Genomic DNA, 22782 nt, shown 5'->3' with positions numbered 1-22782 from the left:
ACACCGTACGCCCCGAGGGCACGCCCGCCAGATGCCAGGTGACAATGGCCGCGACAAGAGAGGGACGAACGCTCGTGCAGTGGACCTTGGTGATACCCCTGAAGCCTTTGGCGCACGCCAAGAGCCGACTCTCGGACACCGCCGCCGACGGGCTGCGCCCGGGCCTCGCCCTCGCCTTCGCCCAGGACACCGTGGCGGCCGCGCTGGCCTGCCCGGCGGTCGGTGATGTGGCAGTCGTCACGAACGACGCCCTGGCCGACCGGGAACTGACCGCACTGGGCGCCCGCATCATCGCGGACGAGCCCGCGGGCGGCCTGAACACGGCCCTGGCGCACGCCGAGAGCGTCGTACGGAGATCTCGTCCCCGAAGTGCCGTGGCAGCCCTGAACGCCGATCTTCCGTCCCTGCGCCCACTGGAATTGGCCCGGGTCCTGGACGCGGCCGCCGAATTCCCCCGCGCTTTTCTCCCGGATGCGGCCGCAATCGGAACAACTCTGCTGACCGCCACGCCGGGCAGAGAATTGCGCCCAGAATTCGGCACCGATTCCCGCGCCCGCCACCGCTCCTCCGGCGCGGTAGAACTGACCCTGGACGCGGTGGATTCCGTACGCCAGGACGTCGACACCGGCGTGGATCTGCGGGCGGCGCTGGCGCTGGGGGTGGGCCCACGAACGGCAGCGGCGACCGCGCGCCTCCTGATCACCGGGCTGTGACAGCGCCCCAAAGGGGCGCGGGGAACTGCGCGACCAGCCACAACGGCGCCGCAGCCGACAGACGACCACTCCCGGCACTACCAATGGCGGCCCAACCAGCGGAGCGCATACGCTGCGGGCATGCAGGCCACCGCATACACCTACGACGCCGAGACGCGCAGCGGCAGTGTGCTGCTCGACGACGGCACACCCGTCCCCTTCGACACCGCCGCCTTCGACGCGGGCGGCCTGCGGCTCCTGCGCCCCGGGCAGCGCGTGCGGATCGAGGTGGAGGGCCCGAAGGACGGCCCGCACATCACGCTGGTGACGCTACAGACGCTGTAGAAACGCCGCGGGCCGGACTCCACGGGGAGTCCGGCCCGGCGCGTGAGTGCCCCTGTGCCCTGCCTACTTGCGGGCGGTGGCCTTCTTGGCGGTGGTCTTGCGCGCGCTCGACTTCTTGGCGGGGGCCTTCTTGGCCGTCGCCTTCTTCGCCGGGGCCTTCTTGGCCGTCGCCTTCTTGGCGGTGGTCTTCTTGGCCGTGGTCTTCTTGGCGGCCGCGGTGGTCTTCTTCGCGGTCGTCTTCTTGGCGGCCGCGGTGGTCTTCTTCGCCGCCGCCTTCCTCGCCGTGGTCTTCTTCGCGGCGGCCGCCTTGGTGGTCTTCTTGGCCGCGGCCTTCTTGACCGTTGCCGCGGCACCGCCGGTCAGGCTGCCCTTGGGCGCCTTCTTGACGGCGACCTCGCCACCGCGCGGGAGCTTCTTCGAGCCGCTCACCAGGTCCTTGAAGCCCTGGCCCGCGCGGAAGCGCGGAACGGAGGTCTTCTTGACCCGAACCCGCTCGCCGGTCTGCGGGTTGCGGGCGTAACGGGCCGGACGGTCGACCTTCTCGAACGAACCGAAGCCGGTGACCGACACCCGCTCACCCGAGACGACCGCGCGGACGATCGCGTCCAGTACGTGGTCGACAGCATCGGCGGCCTGCTGGCGGCCGCCCATCTTGTCGGCAATCGCTTCTACGAGCTGCGCCTTGTTCACGTCTTCCCCTTCGGAGACATCGCCAGAACGAATGTGTTCAAGCTTTTTCGCACGTTAGGCAGATATATACCGCAAATCAAACACGAAACGGGCTTATCACCCTTGTGCCGCAACGGACTCGGCGGTCTTAAGGCTGTTCAACGTTCCTCTTCGGGGAATCGACCCTCGTCGAGGTCGGTCGTGAACCGCTCCAGACGCCTTGTCGCATCGGCGAGATCGTGCTTGGCCGCGGCCGTAATGACCAGCAGCTTCCGGGTCAGCGCCATCCGTACGCCCTCCGGGACTTGCAGTGCGCGCACCCTTGTGTGCGCTTCCTTCAGTTGGCCCGCGACTGCCGCATAGAGCTCGAGTTGGCCGTCGTGTTCCATGCACAGATTGTGCCATCTGGGGCGAGTTGTCGCCTGCCCAGGGTGCAACTGCCGCCTCAAACGGCCTTCCGGGCATGCGCGGAAGCCGCGGCTACAAGGTTCGCGTACCCCGGCAACAACCGCTCTAACGAGGGAAGTTGACGACACTCGCCGAGCCGCACAGGGCCGTTCGGGTGCAGACATGGCAGTACCCCCGATCGGGCTGATCGGGGGTACTGCGGGGGTGTTGCGGTGGCCGAAACTCGACTTGCCGACGGCCTTCGGCTCAGATCTTCAGCGTCTGCGGCTTGTACGACGGCCGCTTGGCTTCGTACGTCGCGATGTCGGGCTCGTTCTGGAGGGTGATGGAGATGTCGTCCAGCCCGTTCAGCAGCCGCCAGCGGGCGTTCTCGTCGAGTTCGAAGGAGGCGGTGATGCCCTCGGCGCGCACCTCGCGGGCCTCCAGGTCGACCGTGACCTCGGCCTGCGGGTCCTGCTCGGTGAGTTCCTGAAGCGCCTCCACGACTTTCTGCTCCAGAACCACCGTGAGCAGGCCGTTCTTGAGCGAGTTGCCGCGGAAGATGTCGGCGAAGCGGGACGAGATGACGGCCTTGAAGCCGAAGTTCTGAAGCGCCCACACGGCGTGCTCACGGGAGGAGCCGGTGCCGAAGTCGGGGCCGGCCACCAGGACGGTGGCGCCCTTGCGCTCGGGCCGGTTGAGGATGAAGTTCTCGTCCTTGCGCCAGGCCTCGAACAGCCCGTCCTCGAAACCGTCCCGGGTGACCTTCTTGAGCCAGTGAGCAGGGATGATCTGGTCGGTGTCGACATTGCTGCGGCGCAGCGGGACGGCCCGGCCGGTGTGCGTGGTGAATGCTTCCATGACTTCTCAGACTCCAGCGGGCGTACGGGTCTCGACGTCGGACAGGTCGGCGGGCGAGGCCAGGTGGCCCAGCACGGCGGTCGCGGCGGCGACCTGCGGCGAGACCAGGTGCGTACGGCCGCCCTTGCCCTGCCTGCCCTCGAAGTTGCGGTTGGAGGTGGACGCGGAGCGCTCACCGGGCGCCAGCTGGTCGGGGTTCATGCCCAGACACATCGAGCAGCCCGCGTGCCGCCATTCGGCGCCTGCGTCCTTGAAGACGAGGTCCAGGCCCTCGGAGACGGCCTGGAGACCGACCCGCGCGGAGCCGGGGACGACCAGCATCCGTACGCCGTCGGCAACTTTGCGGTCTTTCAGGAGCTCGGCGGCGGCGCGCAGGTCCTCGATACGGCCGTTGGTGCACGAGCCTACGAAGACGGTGTCCACCTTGATGGAGCGCAGCGGCTGCCCGGCCTCCAACCCCATGTATTCCAGGGCCTTTTCGGCGGCGTGGCGCTCCGAAGCGTCTTCGTACGAAGCAGGGTCGGGGACCGCGCTCGAAAGCGGCGCGCCCTGGCCGGGGTTGGTGCCCCAGGTGACGAACGGGGACAGCTCGTCGGCGCCGATGAGGACCTCGGCGTCGAAGACCGCGTCCTCGTCGGTGCGCAGCGTCTTCCAGTACGCGACGGCCGCGTCCCAGTCCGCGCCCTCGGGTGCGTGCGGGCGGCCCTTGAGGTACTCGAAGGTGGTCTCGTCGGGGGCGATCATGCCCGCGCGGGCACCGGCCTCGATGGACATGTTGCAGATGGTCATCCGGGCCTCCATCGAGAGCTTCTCGATGGCGGGGCCGCGGTACTCCAGGATGTAGCCCTGGCCGCCACCCGTACCGATCCTGGCGATGATCGCCAGGATCAGGTCCTTGGCGGTGACGCCGTCGGGCAGTTCGCCCTCGACGGTGATGGCCATGGTCTTCGGGCGGGCCAGCGGCAGTGTCTGGGTGGCCAGCACGTGCTCGACCTGGGAGGTGCCGATGCCGAACGCCAGCGCACCGAAGGCGCCGTGCGTGGAGGTGTGGGAGTCGCCGCACACGACGGTCGTACCGGGCTGGGTCAGGCCCAGCTGGGGGCCGACGACGTGGACGACGCCCTGCTCGACGTCGCCGAGCGGGTGCAGGCGTACCCCGAACTCGGCGCAGTTCTTGCGCAGCGTCTCCAGCTGGGCCCGGGAGACCGGGTCCGCGATGGGCTTGTCGATGTCGAGGGTCGGGGTGTTGTGATCCTCGGTGGCGATGGTGAGATCGAGACGGCGCACGGGACGCCCCGCCTGACGGAGGCCGTCGAAGGCCTGCGGGCTGGTCACTTCGTGCAGCAGGTGCAGATCGATGAAGAGGAGGTCGGGCTCGCCCTCGGCGCGCCGGACGACATGGTCGTCCCAGACCTTCTCCGCGAGTGTCCTACCCATCGCTTTCCCTCCGGCCGGCAAGTGTCGCGCCGACCCAACTAGAGATCTTGAGCAAGCGGCTGCCCGGGCGTCCGCCGCCGGGCCCCGTCTGGTCCGCGGGCCGCTGTGCCTGTGTCTTCCAGAGTGGCGTGTTCCACGCAAAATTGAACTTGCGTTTCACAGAGTGAGACGCGAGTATCGTTTCATGGACAACAGTAGCGGCGTTGGTGTTCTGGACAAGGCAGCCCTTGTCCTGAGCGCCCTGGAGTCCGGTCCGGCCACCCTCGCGGGTCTGGTCGCGGCGACCGGGCTGGCACGACCCACGGCTCACCGCCTGGCCGTGGCTTTGGAACACCACCGTATGGTGGCGCGCGACATGCAGGGCCGGTTCATCCTCGGCCCGCGCCTGGCGGAGCTGGCCGCGGCCGCGGGCGAGGACCGTCTCCTCGCCACCGCCGGCCCGGTGCTCACCCACCTCCGTGACCTCACGGGCGAGAGCGCACAGCTCTACCGGCGCCAGGGCGACATGCGTATCTGCGTCGCCGCGGCGGAACGCCTGTCCGGCCTTCGGGACACGGTCCCGGTCGGTTCGACGCTCACGATGAAGGCGGGCTCCTCCGCCCAGATCCTCATGGCCTGGGAGGAGCCGGAGCGCCTGCACCGCGGGCTCCAGGGCGCCCGCTTCACGGCCACCGCGCTCTCGGGCGTACGACGCCGGGGCTGGGCCCAGTCCATCGGCGAGCGCGAGCCGGGCGTCGCCTCGGTCTCCGCGCCCGTACGCGGCCCCTCCAACCGCGTCGTGGCCGCCGTCTCGGTCTCCGGCCCCATCGAGCGCCTCACGCGCCACCCGGGCCGTATGCACGCCCAGGCGGTCATCGACGCCGCGGCCCGCCTCTCCGAGGCCCTGCGCCGCACGGGCTGACGGTCAACCGGAACCCGCCGGGAGGGAGCCGCCCCAACGCCGCGGCGGCCAGCCCGAACGCCGGCATGTCGAAGTAGATCGACTCATGCGCCCCCTCGGGCACGACATAGGCCTCGTGCCACACCCCAGCGTGCGACCCGGAACCGGTTTCGCGAACATGACGCCCCCGACCCTCGGCGGGATAGCCGCACTATCCTTCTGAGCAGTGATTGGATAGTGGCACTTCCCTAGGAGAGGCGCAAGGGGATGCGGCTGGCGGAGCTGAGCGAGCGCAGCGGGGTGTCCACCGCGACCATCAAGTACTACCTGCGCGAAGGACTGTTGGCGCCGGGTCGGCAGATCAACGCACGGACCGCGGAGTACGACGAGGACCATCTGCGCCGGCTGCGTCTGGTGCGCGCGATGATCCAGATCGGACGTCTGCCGGTGGCGACGGTCCGGGAAGTGCTGGGGCACGTCGACGACGACTCCCTCCCCCGCACGATCCGCATGGGCGCGGCGATGTGGGCGCTGCCACAGGTCGCCGAGCCGGACGAGGAGGACGAGCACGTCCGCTCCGCGCATGAGGCGGCGGATCAACTGCTGGAGTCCCTGGGCTGGTCGAACGCCCAGGCGCTGGTCTCCATCTCGCCCGCCTACCGTTCACTGGTGGTGGCGATGGCCGCGCTCAGACGGATCGGCATCGACTGGGACGCCCAACTGCTGGTCGCGTACGCCCGGTTGATGCATCAGGCGGCCGTACTGGACCTGGACTTCCTGGAGCGTCATCCCTCGGAGGCCGAGAAGGTCGAGACGGCGGTGCTGGGGGCGATCCTGGTCGATCCGATGCTCCAGTCCCTGCACCGGCTGGCGCAGGAGGAGGAGTCGGCGCGACGGTACGGCTTCGGTGACCAGCAATGACGAAGGCCCCCCACCGAGGTGGAAGGCCTTCGTCGCGCGTACCCCCGACCGGATTCGAACCGGCGCTACCGCCTTGAGAGGGCGGCGTGCTAGGCCGCTACACAACGGGGGCGAGGATCTTGCAAGCGTTTAAGTTACACCGCCGCAGATCCGAGCTGGTCTACCTGGACTCGAACCAAGACTAACTGAACCAGAATCAGCCGTGCTGCCAATTACACCATAGACCAATGTGGTTTAGACCAGTTTGTACCCCCGACCGGATTCGAACCGGCGCTACCGCCTTGAGAGGGCGGCGTGCTAGGCCGCTACACAACGGGGGCCCTAGCGATCCTGCATCGAGAACAACGGGTGCGACCCTGACTGTTCCCGCGGGAAGGATCTGTACCCCCGACCGGATTCGAACCGGCGCTACCGCCTTGAGAGGGCGGCGTGCTAGGCCGCTACACAACGGGGGCTTTGCAGATGAGCTCTGCGAGCTGGCCTACCTGGACTCGAACCAAGACTAACTGAACCAGAATCAGTCGTGCTGCCAATTACACCATAGGCCACTGGAACGCAAGCCCCTGAGGGGTTTTGTTCTAGTTTGCGCCTCCGGTTCCCGGCCTTTCGGCCCGCTCTCCGGCGGCGCAGGAAGAACATTACCTGAAGGTGGACGGGGCTCCAAAACGGGTATCCGTGCCGAGCAGCGCGGGGAGTTCGGCGAGCGAGGCGATCCGGTGCGGGCCGGCGAGCATGTCGTCGCTGGTGTGCGCGGTGGCGCGGTCGATCCACACCGACAGCAGTCCGGCGTCGGCGGCACCCCGCCCGTCGATCTCCGGGTGGTCGCCCACGTACGCCACTTGCTGCGGGGCGAGACCCAGGGCTTCGCAGGCCGCGTGGAAGGCGCCGGCCTCCGGCTTGGAGACACCGAGTTCCGCCGCGCACAGGATGGCCTCGAAGCGGTCGTGCACACCGAGCCTGCGCAACTTGCGGTCCTGGACGGTGAGGCTGGAGTTCGACAGCACGGCGTGCCGGTGGCTGGCGGCGAGGGCGTCCAGGACAGGCAGGACGTCCGGAAAAAGCGCCCAGCCGGCCTCGTAGTGCGCGATGTAGCGCAGGAACCAGGCGTCGGCCTCCGCGTCGGTCAACTCCTCCTCCAGGAACGCCCGCACCCGGTCCCTCCGCTGCCCCTCGAAGGACACCTCCCCCGCCGCGAACCGCGCCCACTGCCGGTCGGTCACCTCGCGCCACCGCACGAGGGCCTGCTCCACGGACCCGTATCCGCCGAGCAGCCCCTCGACCGCAAGGTGTGCGCGCATTCCCGCACGGTCCGCCGTGGTGTAGTCGAAGAGGGTGTCGTCGACGTCCCAGACCACGGCCCGAATGCTCATGATCCGACGGTAACCCGTTGCCGGGCGGCGGGTCTGCCGTTCGGTGGCGCGGTTATGACGCCAGCTTCGCGAGTGCCGCGTCGATGCGGGTCAGGGTCTTGTCCTTGCCCAGGATCTCCAGGGACTCGAAGAGCGGGAGGCCGACCGTGCGGCCGGTGACGGCGACGCGGACCGGGGCCTGGGCCTTGCCGAGTTTGAGGCCGTGGGTCTCGCCGGCGGCCAGGACGGCCTCCTTGAGGGCCTCGGCCGAGGTCCAGTCGGCGGACTCCAGCTTCTCGCGGGCCGTACGCAGGAGCGCGTCGCTGCCCTCCTTCATCGCCTTGGCCCACGAAGCCTCGTCCTCGACCGGCTCCGGCAGGAACAAGAAGTCGACGTTGTCCGTGATCTCGGAGAGGACCCTGAGACGGGTCTGTGCGTGCGGGGCGACGGCCTGCCACTTCGCCTCGTCGAAGTCCTCCGGCGCCCAGGGCGCGAACGGGGCCTTCAGCCACGGCGCGCAGCGCTCGGTGAAGTCCTTCACATCCAGCAGGCGGATGTGGTCGCCGTTGATCGCCTCGCACTTCTTCAGGTCGAAGCGGGCCGGGTTGGGGTTCACGTCCGCGATGTCGAAGGCCGCGACCATCTCGTCCATCGTGAAGATGTCCTGGTCGGCCGAGAGCGACCAGCCCAGCAGGGAAAGGTAGTTGAGCAGTCCCTCGGGCAGGAAGCCGCGCTCGCGGTAGAGATTGAGGGACGACTCCGGGTCGCGCTTGGAGAGCTTCTTGTTGCCCTCGCCCATCACGTACGGCAGGTGGCCGAAGGACGGGATCCCCTTGGCGACGCCCAGCTCGATCAGCGCCTTGTACAGGGCGATCTGCCGCGGGGTGGAGGAGAGCAGGTCCTCGCCGCGCAGGACGTGGGTGATCTCCATCAGGGCGTCGTCGACCGGGTTCACGAGCGTGTAGAGCGGGGCTCCGTTGGCTCGTACGATCCCGAAGTCCGGGACGTTCTCCGGCGTGAACGTCAGCTCGCCGCGGACCAGATCCGTGAAGGTGATCGTCTCGTCGGGCATCCGGAAGCGGACGATGGGCGTGCGGCCCTGGGCCTTGTACTCCTCGACCTGCGCGGCGCTCAGGTCACGGCAGTGGCCGTCGTAGCCGGACGGCTTGCCGGCGGCGCGGGCGGCCTCGCGGCGGCTGTCCAGCTCCTCCTGGGAGCAGTAGCAGTGATAGGCGTGGCCGGCGTCCTGGAGCTTCTGCGCGACGTCCTTGTAGAGGTCCATACGCTGCGACTGGCGGTACGGCGCGTGCGGACCGCCGACCTCGGGGCCCTCGTCCCAGTCGAAGCCCAGCCAGCGCATCGCGTCGAGCAGCTGGGTGTACGACTCCTCGGAGTCGCGAGCCGCGTCGGTGTCCTCGATGCGGAAGACCAGGGTGCCCTGGTTGTGGCGCGCGAAGGCCCAGTTGAACAGGGCGGTGCGGACCAGGCCCACGTGCGGGTTACCGGTGGGCGAGGGGCAGAAACGGACGCGTACGGGTGCGCTAGCCACGCTTGACAACCTTGTTGGTGAGAGTGCCGATGCCTTCGATGGTGACGGCGACCTCGTCGCCGACGTTGAGCGGGCCGACCCCTGCCGGGGTGCCCGTGAGGATCACGTCGCCGGGGAGCAGCGTCATGGCCTCGGTGATGTTCGCGATCAGGTCCGCGATGGGCGTGATCATGTCCGACGTACGTCCGAGCTGGCGCTGCTGGCCGTTGACCGTGCACTGGATCGTGAGGTCGGAGGCCGTGGCGAGGTCGAGGTCCGTCTCGATCCAGGGGCCCAGCGGGCAGGACGTGTCGAAGCCCTTGGCGCGGGCCCACTGCTTCTCACGCTTCTGTACGTCGCGGGCGGTGACGTCGTTCGCCGCCGTGTAGCCGAGGATCACATCGTTCGCGCGCTCGCGCGGGACCTCGCGGCACATCCGGCCGATGACGACGGCCAGCTCGGCCTCGTGGTGCAGGGACTCGGAGAACGACGGGTACTGGATCTCGTCGCCCGGGCCGATCACGGAGGTCGACGGCTTGAAGAAGGCGAAGGGGGCGTCCGGGACCTCGTTGCCGAGCTCCTTGGCGTGCTCCGCGTAGTTGCGGCCGAAGGCGATCACCTTGTTCGGGAGCATGGGCGGCAGCAGCCGGACCTTGCTGACCGGGACCTTCGTGCCGCTCAGCTCGAAGTCCGCGAACGGGATGCCCTTGATGATGTCCAGGACGAGCTCGTCCGGCTTGTCACCCTCGACCGCGCCGAAGGCGACGTTCCCGTCGATGGAGAATCTGGCGATGCGCACGGGATTCTTGCGCCCCTCACTGAGAATTTATGGACGCCCAGGCTATCCGGTCCGGACGCATGGTCACACGGTACGGTGAGCCCGCCGATCGCCTCCATGTCACTCCGGCGATGGCATGTGCCACACATGAATGTGAGGCGACTCTCAGCTGACGGCTTTGTGTGACCTCTACAAGCGCAATCCCCTCTGAGCAGTCGGAACGGCTGCATGCCGTCGAGGTTCTGTTCAGGGGTACCAGGAAAACGGGCCGGAGACTGTACGGAGTCAACGGCCCGCTTTCCTTGCTGTCCTTCGTAAGGTCGCTACATGACCGTTTTGGATGAGGCGCCGGGTGAGTCCACGAGCGAGCCGACCGACGCCCGCGGGCGAGTGGCCGAGCTGCACGAGATCCGTGCGCAGGCGGTGGCGGGGCCGAGCGAGAAGGCGACGACGGCGCAGCACGCCAAGGGCAAGCTGACCGCGCGCGAGCGGATCGAGCTGCTGCTGGACCCCGAGTCCTTCCGGGAAGTCGAGCAGTTGCGCCGGCACCGGGCCACCGGGTTCGGTCTGGAGACCAAGAAGCCCTACACGGACGGTGTGATCACCGGCTGGGGCACGGTCGAAGGCCGGACGGTCTTCGTGTACGCGCACGACTTCCGGATCTTCGGCGGTGCGCTGGGCGAGGCCCACGCCACGAAGATCCACAAGATCATGGACATGGCCATCGCGGCCGGTGCGCCGCTGGTGTCCCTCAACGACGGTGCGGGCGCCCGGATCCAGGAGGGCGTGAGCGCGCTCGCCGGGTACGGCGGGATCTTCCAGCGCAACACCAAGGCCTCCGGCGTGATCCCGCAGATCTCGGTGATGCTGGGCCCGTGCGCGGGCGGCGCGGCCTACAGCCCCGCCCTCACGGACTTCGTGTTCATGGTCCGTGAGACCTCGCAGATGTTCATCACCGGCCCGGACGTGGTCAAGGCGGTCACCGGCGAGGAGATCACCCAGAACGGCCTCGGCGGCGCGGACGTGCACGCCGAGACCTCCGGGGTGTGCCACTTCGCCTACGACGACGAGGAGACCTGCCTCTCCGAGGTGCGCTACCTCCTGTCGATGCTCCCGCAGAACAACCGCGAGAACCCGCCGCGGGTCGAGTCCTCCGACACCCCGGACCGCCGCGGCGACGTCCTGCTGGACCTCGTCCCCGCGGACGGCAACCGGCCGTACGACATGACGAAGGTGATCGAGGAGATCGTCGACGACGGCGACTACCTCGAGGTGCACGAGCGCTGGGCCCGCAACATCATCTGCGCGCTGGCCCGGCTCGACGGCCAGGTGGTCGGCATCATCGCCAACCAGCCGCAGACCCTCGCCGGCGTCCTGGACATCGAGGCATCGGAAAAAGCTGCGCGCTTTGTCCAGATGTGTGACGCTTTTAACATTCCGATCGTCACTTTCCTGGACGTACCGGGGTTCCTTCCCGGTGTCGACCAGGAGCACGGCGGGATCATCCGCCACGGAGCGAAGCTGCTGTACGCGTACTGCAACGCGACGGTGCCGCGGATCTCGCTGATCCTGCGCAAGGCCTACGGAGGTGCGTACATCGTCATGGACAGCCAGTCCATCGGTGCGGACCTGACGTACGCCTGGCCCACCAACGAGATCGCCGTGATGGGCGCGGAAGGCGCGGCCAACGTCATCTTCCGCCGCCAGATCGCCGAGGCCGAGGACCCCGAGGCCATGCGCCAGAAGATGGTCAAGGAGTACAAGTCCGAGCTCATGCACCCGTATTACGCGGCCGAGCGCGGTCTGGTGGACGACGTGATCGACCCGGCGGAAACCCGCGAGGTCCTGATCAAATCCCTGGCGATGCTCCACACCAAGCACGCCGACCTGCCGTCCCGCAAGCACGGCAACCCTCCGCAGTAACCCCGCGGACCCTTCGCGCTACCCGCGCGGAAACCTCTCTCACGGAGACTGAGACCTATGAGCACCCCTGACATCCGCGTCGAGAAGGGCCACGCCGAGCCCGAGGAGGTCGCCGCCATTACGGCGATCCTGCTCGCCCGCGCCGCCGCCCAGCCGTCCACGGACCAGCCCCACCGCGGTCACCCCAAGGCAGGCTGGCGCCGCCTGGAGCGCGAGCCGGGTTTCCGTGCGCCGCACAGCTGGCACGGCTAGGCTGCGCCGCTCAACCGGTTCCACACAAGAGAAGGGCCCCTCCTGACGGAGGGGCCCTTCTCGGTGTCTGCGAGGTGTTACTACCGGAGTCGCGCCATCAAGGCGTGCTCCACGAGCGTGATCAGCGCCGACTTGGCGTCAGCGCGGTGCCGGGCGTCCGTCGTGATGATCGGGGTGTCTGGGCCGATCTGGAGCGCTTCGCGGACCTCGTCGGGGTTGTACGGCTGCTGGCCGTCGAAGCCGTTGAGGGCGATCACGAAGGGCAGGCCGCTGTTCTCGAAGTAGTCGACCGCGGGGAAGCAGTCGGCGAGACGGCGGGTGTCGACCAGGACGATCGCGCCGATGGCGCCGCGCACCAGGTCGTCCCACATGAACCAGAAGCGGTCCTGGCCGGGGGTGCCGAACAGGTACAGGATCAGGTCCTGGTCCAGTGTGATACGGCCGAAGTCCATGGCCACCGTGGTGGTGGTCTTGTCTCCGGTGTGGGTGAGGTCGTCGATGCCCGCGGATGCGGACGTCATGACGGCCTCGGTGCGCAGCGGGTTGATCTCCGAGACGGCGCCGACGAACGTGGTCTTGCCCACGCCGAAGCCGCCGGCCACCACGATCTTCGCGGACGTGGTGGAGCGGGAAGGCCCTCCGCTAGAGCTTGCGAAGTCCACTGAGCACCCTTTCGAGCAGTGTCACGTCTGGCTGGCCGCCGGCGTTCTCGTCGCCGCCGGGCTGATGGATGGCGACCAGGCCCGCCTCCGCCAAGTCGGCGACGAGGATCCTGGCCACGCCGAGGGGGATCGTGAGGAGAGCCGAGACCTCGGCCACCGACTTGATCTCTCGGCAGAGGTTGCAGATCCGCTGATGCTCGGGCAGCTGGCCCTGCATCTGGTGCGGCTGCGCGGTGGTGTGCACCAGTGCCTCGATGGCGAGCTGGTACCGCGGCCTGGTGCGGCCGCCCGTCATGGCGTACGGGCGCACCAGGGGGTTGTTCGACGCCCCTGCGGGCGCCGGCTCAGGGTTGCGTCGCTGCGGCTGCACCGGCTGGATGCGCGGCGCCTGCGGCTGGTCGTACGGCGACGGTCCGGGACCCTGCGGCCCCTGAGGCGCGTACGGCTGCCGCCGCGGGCTCGGTGCGGAGGGGAAGTTGTACCGGTTCGCCGACCCGTCGTCCTGGCCGTGGCCCTGGCCCTGGCCAGGGCCGTACGACCAGTTGCCCGAAGACGAACCGCCTGGGGGTGTTGCCACTTTCTCCTCCTCCGACTGTGCCGGGCACCCATCACTGTGGTAGCCGCGTCCCGAAACCTTACGGCCACGGGACGCCAAAACGCACCGTCTGTCTGTTAGTTGAGAAGGCTCCCTTGGAGCTCCGCACGCAGATCAGGGGTCAGGACCGTACCGGCACGGTCCACCAGAAGCGCCATCTCGTACCCAACGAGGCCGATGTCCGCCTCCGGGTGTGCAAGAACTGCGAGCGACGAACCGTCGGAGATGGACATGATGAAGAGGAATCCCCTCTCCATCTCCACAACCGTCTGGTTCACACTGCCGCCCTCGAAGATGCGCGAGGCACCGGCGGTCAGTGAGGTCAGACCGGAGGCGACCGCCGCGAGCTGGTCGGCGCGGTCGCGCGGAAAGCCTTCGGACATCGCCAGAAGGAGTCCGTCGGCGGAGACCACCACCGTGTGGGACACCCCGGGGGTGTTGTCCACGAAGTTGGTGATCAACCAGTTCAGGTTCTGTGCCGCCTGGCTCATCGGGCTCACACTAACGCTCCTGGTTGTAGGTGCTGTCAGGACCGAAGCCCTGGCCGTTCGTTTCACTTCCCGCGCTGCGGCCCCGCTGGACACCGCGGCGCAGGTTGCTCAGCCTGCCCCGGACGTCCTCGGGAGCGCGGGAGACCTGTGGGCCACCCTGAGGGGTCGACTCGGCGGTGCCCTCGACCAGGTTGGCCTTGGGGACCCGCCGCGGCAGACCGGAGGAGGTCACTCCGCCCGCCTTGGGCTTGCGGAGCGCCGCGGCCTGCTGCCAGCGCGCGTCGTTGGACGAGCGCCAGTCGCCGTTGCCGCTGCCGTTGTTCTCCGGTGCGGGTGCGGGTGCGGATGCGGGAGCCGGCGGCTCCTGGTTCGTGGGCCGCGAGCCGTTGCCGTTCGCGGGGGTGGATCCGCGGCGGGGCAGTCCGGCGTCGGTCAGCGCGTGAGACGCGGAGGGAGCCGGTCCCGGACGCTCGAAGCCTACGCGGTCCCGCTCGCTCACGTCAGCGGCCTGCGCCGACTCCGGCTGCGGGGCCTCCGGAGCGTACGGGGCCTGGTAGCCGTTCTGCTGCGGCCAGTCGTCCTGGTACGGCTGCTGCTCCTCGAAGGGCGAGAAGGTCTCCCGTGCGGAGCCGCGGCCCGCCGAGCGGTCGTCCTGGACCGGCTCCGCGTACGGGGGTTCCGGGTAGCCGCCGTTCGACGAGAACGTGTCGTTCTGCGGCAGGCCGCCGTTCGGCGCGTAGTACTGCTCGTCGTACGACGACCGCTGCGGCTCGCCGTAGGCCGTCTGCTGCCGCTCGTCGTACGCCGTCTGCTGGTCGTACGCTCCGGACTGCTCCGGGTAGCCGGCCTGGTTGTTGTCGTAGCCCTGCTGCCCGTCGTCGAACGCGTCGGCGTACTGGGCCTCCTGGCCGGGCTGCTGGCCCGGGTTCTGGGGGCTGTGGGACTCCAGGGCCGCCCTGCGCTCCTCGCGCATCAGGGAGCGGCCTACGGGGTCCAGCTCACGTATGTCGTCCGGGACCTCGGAGTAGCGGCTGTCGTCGAAGCCGAGCTCGGCGGCGGTGCGCAGCGGCTGACGGTTGAAGTCCTCACCCTGGAAGCCCCGCTCCGGGATGATCTGCGAGACCGTGAACTCGTCCTGGAGCGGCTGCTGTTCGCCACCACCACCGTGGGTGATCGCGTCGGGCAGCATGACCAGGGACGTCGTACCGGCCTGCTCACCGGAGGGGCGCAGCTGGACGCGGATGCCGTGCCGGTCGGACAGCCGGCCGACCACGAACAGGCCCATGCGCTGGGAGATCGCGGCGTCCACGGTCGGCGGGTTGGCCAGCTTGTGGTTGATGTCCGCGAAGTCCTCGGCGGTGAGGCCGATGCCCTTGTCGTGGATCTCGATCATCACGCGGCCGTCGGGGAGACGGGTCGCGGTGACGCGGACCTTGGTCTGCGGGGAGGAGAACGTGGTCGCGTTCTCCAGCAGCTCGGCGAGCAGGTGCACGAGGTCGGTGACGGCGCGGCCGTGGATCTCGGCCTCCGGGACGCCGGAGAGCTCGATGCGCTCGTACTGCTCCACCTCGGAGGAGGCGGCGCGCAGCACGTCGACCATCGGGACCGGCTGGTCCCAGCGGCGGCCCGGCTCCTCGCCGGCGAGGACCAGGAGGTTCTCGCCGTTGCGGCGCATACGGGTCGCGAGGTGGTCCAGCCTGAAGAGGTTCTCCAGCTGGTCCGGGTCGGCCTCGTTGTTCTCCAGCTCGGTGATCAGGGTCAGCTGGCCCTCGATCAGCGACTGGTTGCGGCGCGACAGGTTGGTGAAGATCGCGTTGATGTTGCCCCGCAGCAGGGCCTGCTCGGCGGCCAGTCGGACCGCCTCGCGGTGGACCTGGTCGAAGGCGCGGGCGACCTCGCCGATCTCGTCCGTGGAGGTGATCGGGATGGGCGCGACCCGGGTGTCGACGCGGCCGGGGTCGGTGCGCGAGAGCTGGTCGACCAGCATCGGCAGCCGCTGCTCGGCGATGCCGAAGGCGGCGTTGCGCAGCTGGCGCATCGAGCGGCTCATCTGGCGGGCCACCATGCCGGCCAGGATGAACGCGGCGAGCAGGGCGACCACGACGGCGGCACCCACGATGAAGGCGTCCCGCTTGGCGTTGTCGGCGATCGTCGCGGCCTCGTTCACCGCGGTGTCGGCCAGGTCCGTCTCGATCTGCTGGTACGCGTTGTACTTGAGGGTGTTCACCGCCCAGAAGTTGGTCGCGGTGATGCCCTTCTCGGCGAGGCCCTCACGGACGCTGGGGTCCGGGCTCTCCATCGTCGCGATCGCCGAGATCATGTCGGTCGGGTTGGACGGCGGAGGCACGTACTCCCCGCCGTTCGCGGCAGCGGCCGCGGCGGCCTGCTTGGCCATCGCCGCGCCGTCGGCCTTGATCTGCGTCTCGGCGTCCTTGAGCTTCTGCTCGTCCGCCGCGGTACCACCGCCGATGTACTCCTCGACGGCGATGCCTTCGAGATAGGCGTACGAGGAGAGGGCGACGCGCTGCTTGCCGAAGCCCGTGGCGTCCGTGTCGGGCTTGATCAGCATGTGCATGCCGATGGCACGCTGAAGCGACAGAGCTCCCTTGGTGAGCTCGATGGCGTAGACGGTCCGGCCGTAGCTGGTGATGTTTCCGGTGCCCAGACCGAGCTCGTTGGCGAACTCGGTGAGGGGGTGCGCCACCCCGACGTAGCCCTCTTCGGTCTGCACGCCGGTGAGCTTGCTCGTGTACGCGGCCGCACGCAGCGTGGCGAGCTTGGGCTCCTCGTCGCGGAACAGCCTCAGGCGGCGCTCCAGGCCGGCCTTCTGCGGCATGTTCTGGGCCGCTTCGTCGAAGGTGTCCGCGGCCTTGTCGGTGGCGCTGCGGGCCGCGGTGACGGTGGCCTTGTCCTTGGTGGTCTGTGCGCTGCCCTTCAGCAGGGGCGCGGCCGAGATGTCCCGCTCGTTGTAGAGCGCGGCGGCATAGTTCAGGGAGGCACGGACCAGGCGCGCGGTGTTCTCCGCGTCCTCGGCCTCCTGCCAGGTATCGATCGAGCTCTTCACCTGGAAGCCGCCCATGACCAGGCCGACCACCACGGGTATGAGCAGAATCGCGTTCAGCCGGGTCGGCACGCGCCAGTTGCGCGGGGAGAAACGGCCGCCGCTTGGAGCCGGGGCGGCCGTTGGTTCCGATCCGGGCACAGGGGCGGGCGCCGCTCCGCGCGGCGGCGGGGTGAAGTTGCCCCGCGCCGACGACGGCTCGGGACCGTTCTTGCTTCGCCTCACTCGACCAACAACCTTCCGGCGGGGTCGGCACCTATCGTTGTGCCGCAGTCTCTCAGAGCCCAGTACGCCATCGACTAGTGAGTACGTCATTGACTATTGGGCAGTTCAGGCATTCCAGCACGACGACCTGCGCTCTTCCAAACAGTGGAAACCGATCATTCCCAGCGCCGTATGCCCCAGATAAAACGGTCATAAAGAGCGAGCCCCGTCAAATGACGGGGCCTTTGTGTGCGCAGCGACACGAGTTGACCGCGACGCGTGGCGGTACCACCCGATTCCTCTGCCGAAACGTTATGAACACCGACGCCGACCGTGTCAAAGGACACAGCCGGCTCCGGGACATCTACGACAACTGCCGTATGGCACTTCCGACTTGAGTGTGGCTGGAGCACTACCTCAGACGAGCCATGAGAGCGTGCTCGACCAGTGTGATCAGGGCACTCTTCGCATCCGACCGGTGTCGGGCATCCGTCGTGATGATCGGAGCGTCCGGACCGATCTGAAGCGCCTCGCGCACTTCCTCGGGAGCGTACGGCTGGTGTCCGTCGAAGCCGTTGAGCGCGACGACGAACGGCAGACCGCTGTTCTCGAAGTAGTCGACCGCCGGGAAGCAGTCGGCCAGGCGCCGGGTGTCCACCAGGACCACGGCCCCGATGGCACCGCGCACCAGGTCGTCCCACATGAACCAGAAACGGTCCTGACCCGGCGTACCGAACAGGTACAGGATCAGGTCCCGGTCCAGCGTGATACGGCCGAAGTCCATGGCCACCGTGGTGGTGGTCTTGTCCCCGGTGTGGGTCAGGTCGTCGATGCCCGCGCTCGCGGACGTCATCACGGCCTCGGTGCGCAGCGGGTTGATCTCGGAGACGGCGCCGACGAAGGTCGTCTTGCCCACGCCGAAGCCGCCGGCCACCACGATCTTCGCGGAGGTGGTGGCGCGGCCTCCTTCAGAGCTTGCGAAGTCCACTGAGCACCCTTTCGAGCAGTGTCACGTCGGGCGCGCCGGTGGTCTCGTCGCCACCAGGCTGGTGGATGGCGACGAGGCCGGCCTCGGCGAGGTCGGCGACGAGGATCCTCGCCACGCCGAGGGGCATGGCGAGGAGAGCCGATACCTCGGCCACCGACTTCACTTCACGGCACAGATGGCAGATGCGCTGGTGCTCCGGGAGGAGTCCCATGAGTGCCGCCGGGTCGGCCGTGGTGCTGATCAGGGCCTCGATGGCGAGCTGGTAGCGCGGCCGGGTACGGCCGCCGGTCATCGCGTAAGGACGTACCAGCGGCTCGTCGCCTTCATCGCCGTACGGCTCCGCGTACGGATCATGAGAGGCGGTGGGCGGGGTCATGGATCCTCCGGGCGGGACAGCAAGTTGGTCAGTCGTGCCGTCTGACGGTGGCCGGTGGGGGGATTGTGTCGGCCGGACGGTGATTTGGTGAGACGGGTGGATCTGGGCGAGTCAGTGGAGCAGACTTCCTTGGAGTTCGGCGCGCAGGTCGGGCGTGAGCACAGCGCCCGCGCGGTCGACCAGCAGCGCCATCTCGTAGCCGACCAGACCGATGTCGCAGTCGGGGTGGGCGAGGACGGCCAGGGACGAGCCGTCCGAGACGGACATCAGGAACAAGAAGCCACGTTCCATCTCGACGACCGTCTGTGCCACGTCGCCCCCCTCGAAGATCCGGGAGGCCCCGGCGGTCAGCGAGGTGAGCCCCGACGCGACGGCCGCGAGCTGGTCGGCGCGGTCGCGAGGGAAGCCTTCGGACATCGCCAGAAGGAGACCGTCGGCGGACACGACGACGGTGTGGGACACCCCAGGGGTGTTGTCCACGAAGTTGGTGATCAACCAGTTCAGGTTCTGTGCCGCCTGGCTCATCTGCCTCAACTAACGCTCCTGCTGGTGAGTGGGGTTCGGGAAGCTGCCGGTCTGGCCGCTACCGGCTTGACGACCCTGTGAGATACCCCGACGGAGGTTGGTCAGCCGGCCACGTACGTCATCAGGCGCACGCGAGACCGCCGGACCGCTTTGGTGCTGTTGCTGCTGAGCCGTACCCGGGACGAGGTTCGCCCTGGGTACCCGGCGCGGCAGGCCGGAGGTGGTGACTCCGCCCGCGGCCGGCTGCCGTACGCGCTCTGCCTGCCGAATGAGTTCGTCATTCGGCGAGCTGCGCCAGGCCCCGGCTGCGGGACGTTGGGGGGCGGGAGCGTGCTGCGGCTGCGGCGGGGCGGCCGGCGCGGGGGCCGAGCCGTTCTCCTGCTGCGCGCCGCCCTGGCTGCCCTGACCGTGGAACCAGTTGGTCTCAAGAGTGTCGTACAGCGGCGTACGTCCGTCACCCGGGCCGGTCGCCGGCGGCAGCGCCTCGGGCTCCTGGCGGACCGGCCGCTGCGGACGCGGCGGTACGGGCGGACGCCCGGCGCCGTATCCGGAGCCGTTGGTGCCGTTGCCGTTCGCCGGGTTCGGCCGGCCGGGCGGCGGCGTGTGCCCGCCCGTGGAGCCGTTGTCGTAACCCTGCGGGGCCGGGAACTGGCCCGTGTTGTGCTGCTGGGACGGCGTGGCGGCCGGACCGAAGACGTCCGAGCGGACGAACTGGCCCGTGTCCTGGCCGGTGTTGGGGTTCGGCGGAGCGCCCGCGCCGGGGCGGGGGAACTCGCCGGAGTTCTGGTCCGGACGGGCGAACTCGCCGCTGTTGTGCTGGGCGCCCGCGCCCGGGCGGGCGAACTGGCCCGTGTTCTGCGGCCCGTTCGCGCCCGGCTGCTGCGGTGCGCGGAAGTCCTGGCGGCCGGGACCCTGATGGCCGTCGACCCGCGGAAGCGGCGGGATCCCGGCGGGCGAGCCCGGACCCTGCCGCTCGTCGATCCGCGGCATCGGGGCGGTCTGTGACGGGTCGCGCTGCTCGTCGTGCCCGCGCGGGGTGTCGAGCGAGGCGCGCCCCACCGACGGCTGCGCGTTCTCGTCGCTCCAGCTCGGCGTGCGCGGCTGCTGCGAGTTGCCGCCCGGCAGCTCGGCCCGTGCCCCGCCGCGCGGCGGCAGCTGCGGCCGGCGGCCACGACGGCCACGCCCGGACTCCTTGTTCGATACGGCGTCCCGCACGTCCTGTTGCTGCGGCGGCACGCCCGTGCCCGCGGCCTGGAGGCCCTGCGGGGCACCCGGCGCCTGACCACCGAAGCCGGCACCCGCACCGGCCGGAGCCGGTCGGCCGCCCTGCTGCGGAGCAGCCGGACCCTGCGGCCCACGCGCGCCACCCGGCGCACCCGGACCCGGACGGCCACCCGCACCACCGCCACTGCCCGGCAGCGCGGCCCGCGGTCCCTGAGCGGCACCGAGCCGCCCACCGGGAGCACCGGCACCGGCGCCGAGAGCACCCGCACCCGCACCGCCCCCGAGAGCGCCGCCCTGGCCGCCCCGACGAGCGGCCGCGACACCGGCGGCTGCCTGCGCGGCGGCCGGACCGCCGGCACCGCCGGAGCCACTCTGGCCGGGCTTGCCCTGCGGCTTCTTGCCGCCCTGGGCGACATCGACGGGAAGCATGACCAGCGCGGTCGTACCACCGGAGTCGGACGGACGCAGCTGAATACGGATGCCGTGGCGCTGCGACAGCCGGCCGACCACGAACAGACCCATGCGGCGGGAGACCGACACGTCCACGGTGGGCGGCGAGGCGAGCCGCTCGTTGATCGCGGCGAGGTCCTCCGGCGACAGACCGATACCGGTGTCGTGGATCTCGATCAGCACCCGGCCGTCGGGCAGGGCGTGACCGGTGACCTTGACCTTGGTCTGCGGCGAGGAGAACGAGGTCGCGTTCTCGAGCAGCTCGGCGAGCAGGTGCACGAGGTCGTTGACGACGCGTCCGGCGACCTCGGTCGAGGGGACCGAGGCCAGCTCGATGCGCTCGTACTGCTCCACCTCGGAGGCGGCGGCGCGGAGCACGTCGACCAGCGGGACCGGGCGGGTCCAGCGGCGGCCGGGCTCTTCACCGGCGAGAACGAGGAGGTTCTCACCGTTACGGCGCATGCGGGTCGCGAGGTGGTCGAGCTTGAACAGCGAGGACAGCTGGTCGGGGTCGGCCTCGCGGGACTCCAGCTCGGAGATCAGCGACAGCTGGCGCTGGATCAGACCCTGGGAGCGGCGCGAGAGGTTGGTGAACATCGCGTTGACGTTGCCCCGGAGGAGGGCCTGCTCGGCGGCGAGACGGACCGCCTCGCGGTGCACGTCGTCGAAGGCCGCGGCCACCTTGCCGATCTCGTCCCGGGAGTGCACACCGACCGACTCCACGGAGGTGTCGACGTCCTGCGGGTCGGACTCGGAGAGCTGCTTGACCAGCTCGGGCAGGCGGTCCTGGGCGACCTTGGTCGCGGTCTCCTGGAGCCGGCGCAGCGAGCGGATCATGGACCGGGCCACGACGAACGCGCCGACCAGGGAGACGCCGAGCACGAGCAGGATCAGCGCACCGGAGATGATCGCCTCGCGCTCGGACTCGCTGCGCAGCTGGCGTGCCTTCTGCTCCATGTCCCCGAGCAGCGTGGTCTCGATCAGCCCCATCTGGTCGATCTTGACCGAGCTGTCGTCGACCCAGTCCTTGTACGACCGCTTCTCCAGGTCGGTGATGCCGCCCTGCCGGCTCAGCGCACGGTCGGCGTACTTGTCCGTGGCCTCGATGGTCGGGTTGCCCTCTTCGATGGGCTGGAGGAGCGCGGCGGCGCTGTCCGCGCCGTAGATGCTCCTGAAGCTCAGCAGCTCCGACTTCTCGCTCTCCAGCCCCGACTCGGCGTACAGCCGGTCGTTCTCGGAGACGTTGCCCGTTGAGTTGTTGGTGGCGGGCAGCGCTGCCGCGATGACCGCGCGCTGGATGGAGGCGTACTCCTTGGCGGAGGAGAACGAGGCCAGCGCACGGGTGCGCTGGATCATCTCGGGGTTGCTGGTCGCCTCGGCCATGTCCTGCGAGAGGTCGAGCAGGTGGGTGATCAGACGGTGGTAGGCCTCGACCGTCTGGGTGGAGTTGCGCTCGGCCTCATAGGCCTGGTCGCGGATCTTCGCCAGGTTGCTCAGGTCGCTGACCAGGCCGACCAGGCTGTCCCGGACGCCCTGGAGGTCGCCGTCCTTGCTGGAGGTGTCGATCTCCTCCGAGGCGTCGAGGAAGTTCTCCAGGGAGCGGTCGGTCTTGTCCCGGTAGCCCTTGACCGTGAGGTCGGCGCTCGCGGTGGCGCCGTGCGCCAGCGGGCCGGCGGACTGGTCGCGCTCCTCCTGGAGCGCGGCGGCCAGCTCGGTGGCCTGCTTGGTCATGTCGGTCAGCAGCTTCATGTTGTCGAGCTGCTGGATGTCGCTCATGTTGTCGCTGATGCGCAGCGCGCCCAGGGAAGTGGCCGCGACCACGGGCAGCGCGAGCAGCGACACCAGGCGCGTGGAGATGCGCCAGTTGCGCAGGGCTATTCGCGATCCGGGGCCGGAGGCGCCCTTCGGCGGCTTCACGGTCGGTGCCGCGGAGCCGGGAGATCCCGGGGCGCCCGCGGCTCCGGTGGACGCCGTGGCCCCCGAAGTTGCGGACGCACCTGCGCGCCCGCCGTCGCCGGACGCCGGGCCCGGGTTCTGGGCGTGCTGGGGCGAGGAGCTGCCTTTTATGGGGCCAGCCCCACCGTGCGGCTCCGGCTCTGCCGGAGCACTGCCATCCCTCTTGAAACGTCCCTGCACTAGCGTCGCAACCTCTGGACCAGGCGCCCCTCCGCGCGAACGGAAGGA

At 69.3% G+C, this 22782-nt stretch carries 21 protein-coding genes, 5 tRNA genes and 1 pseudogene; 6 read left to right on the top strand and 21 right to left on the bottom strand.

Annotated features, from left to right (window positions below; all coding sequences use genetic code 11):
• The first annotated feature begins 74 nt into the window (after positions 1-74).
• Both cofC and KCH87_RS22840 read left to right on the top strand, forming a co-directional pair.
• Positions 75-713 (top strand): 2-phospho-L-lactate guanylyltransferase, encoded by a 639-nt coding sequence (cofC, locus tag KCH87_RS22845; RefSeq protein ID WP_210588069.1) that lies wholly within the window; start codon positions 75-77, stop codon positions 711-713.
• A gap of 120 nt (positions 714-833) precedes the next feature.
• A complete protein-coding gene (locus tag KCH87_RS22840) occupies positions 834-1037 on the top strand; it encodes a hypothetical protein (RefSeq protein ID WP_210588068.1) in 204 nt (67 codons plus the stop codon).
• 63 nt (positions 1038-1100) lie between these two features.
• Here KCH87_RS22840 and KCH87_RS22835 read toward each other — a convergent pair whose 3' ends face one another.
• The 4 genes from KCH87_RS22835 to leuC form a co-directional block, all read right to left on the bottom strand.
• Complete coding sequence (locus tag KCH87_RS22835) at positions 1101-1727, bottom strand: HU family DNA-binding protein (protein WP_210588067.1); 627 nt, start codon at positions 1725-1727, stop codon at positions 1101-1103.
• 137 nt (positions 1728-1864) lie between these two features.
• Entirely contained in the window at positions 1865-2095 is a 231-nt protein-coding gene (locus tag KCH87_RS22830; RefSeq protein ID WP_210588066.1) for a hypothetical protein, read from the bottom strand.
• A gap of 265 nt (positions 2096-2360) precedes the next feature.
• Entirely contained in the window at positions 2361-2954 is a 594-nt protein-coding gene (gene leuD / locus KCH87_RS22825; protein WP_210588065.1) for a 3-isopropylmalate dehydratase small subunit, read from the bottom strand.
• 6 nt (positions 2955-2960) lie between these two features.
• Complete coding sequence (gene leuC, locus KCH87_RS22820; protein WP_210588064.1) at positions 2961-4391, bottom strand: 3-isopropylmalate dehydratase large subunit; 1431 nt, start codon at positions 4389-4391, stop codon at positions 2961-2963.
• 184 nt (positions 4392-4575) lie between these two features.
• Between leuC and ndgR the strand changes: the two genes are divergently transcribed.
• Complete coding sequence (ndgR, locus tag KCH87_RS22815) at positions 4576-5292, top strand: IclR family transcriptional regulator NdgR (protein WP_210588063.1); 717 nt, start codon at positions 4576-4578, stop codon at positions 5290-5292.
• Here ndgR and KCH87_RS22810 read toward each other — a convergent pair.
• Positions 5243-5446, bottom strand: a pseudogene (locus KCH87_RS22810) (monooxygenase family protein); the annotation flags it as partial. The gene ndgR and the pseudogene KCH87_RS22810 overlap by 50 nt on opposite strands.
• 92 nt (positions 5447-5538) lie before the next feature.
• Between KCH87_RS22810 and KCH87_RS22805 the strand changes: the two are divergent.
• A complete protein-coding gene (locus tag KCH87_RS22805; protein WP_210588062.1) occupies positions 5539-6192 on the top strand; it encodes a MerR family transcriptional regulator in 654 nt (217 codons plus the stop codon).
• 39 nt (positions 6193-6231) lie between these two features.
• Here KCH87_RS22805 and KCH87_RS22800 read toward each other — a convergent pair.
• The 8 genes from KCH87_RS22800 to KCH87_RS22765 form a co-directional block, all read right to left on the bottom strand.
• A tRNA-Glu gene (locus KCH87_RS22800) sits at positions 6232-6304 on the bottom strand.
• Between the two features lie 43 nt (positions 6305-6347).
• Positions 6348-6419, bottom strand: a tRNA-Gln gene (locus KCH87_RS22795).
• Between the two features lie 20 nt (positions 6420-6439).
• A tRNA-Glu gene (locus KCH87_RS22790) sits at positions 6440-6512 on the bottom strand.
• Positions 6513-6574: 62 nt separating this feature from the next.
• Positions 6575-6647, bottom strand: a tRNA-Glu gene (locus KCH87_RS22785).
• A 21-nt stretch (positions 6648-6668) separates the two neighbouring features.
• Positions 6669-6740: transfer RNA gene (locus KCH87_RS22780), tRNA-Gln, on the bottom strand.
• 90 nt (positions 6741-6830) lie between these two features.
• Positions 6831-7562, bottom strand: coding sequence for an HAD family hydrolase (locus tag KCH87_RS22775; protein WP_210588061.1), 732 nt, complete (start codon positions 7560-7562; stop codon positions 6831-6833).
• Positions 7563-7614: 52 nt separating this feature from the next.
• Complete coding sequence (gene gltX, locus KCH87_RS22770) at positions 7615-9099, bottom strand: glutamate--tRNA ligase (RefSeq protein WP_210588060.1); 1485 nt, start codon at positions 9097-9099, stop codon at positions 7615-7617.
• Positions 9083-9868, bottom strand: a complete 786-nt coding sequence (locus tag KCH87_RS22765; protein WP_210588059.1) for a fumarylacetoacetate hydrolase family protein — start codon at positions 9866-9868, stop codon at positions 9083-9085. Before KCH87_RS22765 ends, gltX begins: the two co-directional genes overlap by 17 nt.
• Positions 9869-10174: 306 nt before the next feature.
• Here KCH87_RS22765 and KCH87_RS22760 point away from each other — a divergent pair, with 306 nt between their 5' ends.
• Entirely contained in the window at positions 10175-11770 is a 1596-nt protein-coding gene (locus KCH87_RS22760; RefSeq protein ID WP_247196604.1) for an acyl-CoA carboxylase subunit beta, read from the top strand.
• Positions 11771-11827: 57 nt separating this feature from the next.
• Complete coding sequence (locus KCH87_RS22755; RefSeq protein ID WP_210588058.1) at positions 11828-12022, top strand: acyl-CoA carboxylase subunit epsilon; 195 nt, start codon at positions 11828-11830, stop codon at positions 12020-12022.
• 80 nt (positions 12023-12102) lie between these two features.
• Here KCH87_RS22755 and KCH87_RS22750 read toward each other — a convergent pair whose 3' ends face one another.
• The 8 genes from KCH87_RS22750 to KCH87_RS22715 form a co-directional block, all read right to left on the bottom strand.
• Positions 12103-12684, bottom strand: a complete 582-nt coding sequence (locus KCH87_RS22750) for an ATP/GTP-binding protein (RefSeq protein ID WP_009314218.1) — start codon at positions 12682-12684, stop codon at positions 12103-12105.
• Positions 12665-13261 (bottom strand): DUF742 domain-containing protein, encoded by a 597-nt coding sequence (locus KCH87_RS50110; protein ID WP_210588057.1) that lies wholly within the window; start codon positions 13259-13261, stop codon positions 12665-12667. Before KCH87_RS50110 ends, KCH87_RS22750 begins: the two co-directional genes overlap by 20 nt.
• 95 nt (positions 13262-13356) lie before the next feature.
• Positions 13357-13770 (bottom strand): roadblock/LC7 domain-containing protein, encoded by a 414-nt coding sequence (locus tag KCH87_RS22740; protein ID WP_033321188.1) that lies wholly within the window; start codon positions 13768-13770, stop codon positions 13357-13359.
• 10 nt (positions 13771-13780) lie between these two features.
• Complete coding sequence (locus KCH87_RS22735; protein WP_210588056.1) at positions 13781-17056, bottom strand: nitrate- and nitrite sensing domain-containing protein; 3276 nt, start codon at positions 17054-17056, stop codon at positions 13781-13783.
• Between the two features lie 391 nt (positions 17057-17447).
• Entirely contained in the window at positions 17448-18023 is a 576-nt protein-coding gene (locus tag KCH87_RS22730) for an ATP/GTP-binding protein (RefSeq protein WP_210588055.1), read from the bottom strand.
• On the bottom strand, positions 18004-18399 hold the full coding sequence (locus KCH87_RS22725; protein WP_155058290.1) for a DUF742 domain-containing protein: 396 nt from the start codon (positions 18397-18399) through the stop codon (positions 18004-18006). Before KCH87_RS22725 ends, KCH87_RS22730 begins: the two co-directional genes overlap by 20 nt.
• A gap of 111 nt (positions 18400-18510) precedes the next feature.
• Positions 18511-18924, bottom strand: coding sequence for a roadblock/LC7 domain-containing protein (locus KCH87_RS22720; RefSeq protein ID WP_030667329.1), 414 nt, complete (start codon positions 18922-18924; stop codon positions 18511-18513).
• Positions 18925-18933: 9 nt separating this feature from the next.
• Positions 18934-22734 (bottom strand): nitrate- and nitrite sensing domain-containing protein, encoded by a 3801-nt coding sequence (locus tag KCH87_RS22715; RefSeq protein WP_210588054.1) that lies wholly within the window; start codon positions 22732-22734, stop codon positions 18934-18936.
• Between the last annotated feature and the right edge of the window lie 48 nt (positions 22735-22782).

Origin of the sequence: Streptomyces sp. GESEQ-35, assembly GCF_017948485.1 — a bacterium.
Classification (GTDB): domain Bacteria; phylum Actinomycetota; class Actinomycetes; order Streptomycetales; family Streptomycetaceae; genus Streptomyces.
This window is presented reverse-complemented; position numbering and strand designations above follow the sequence as displayed.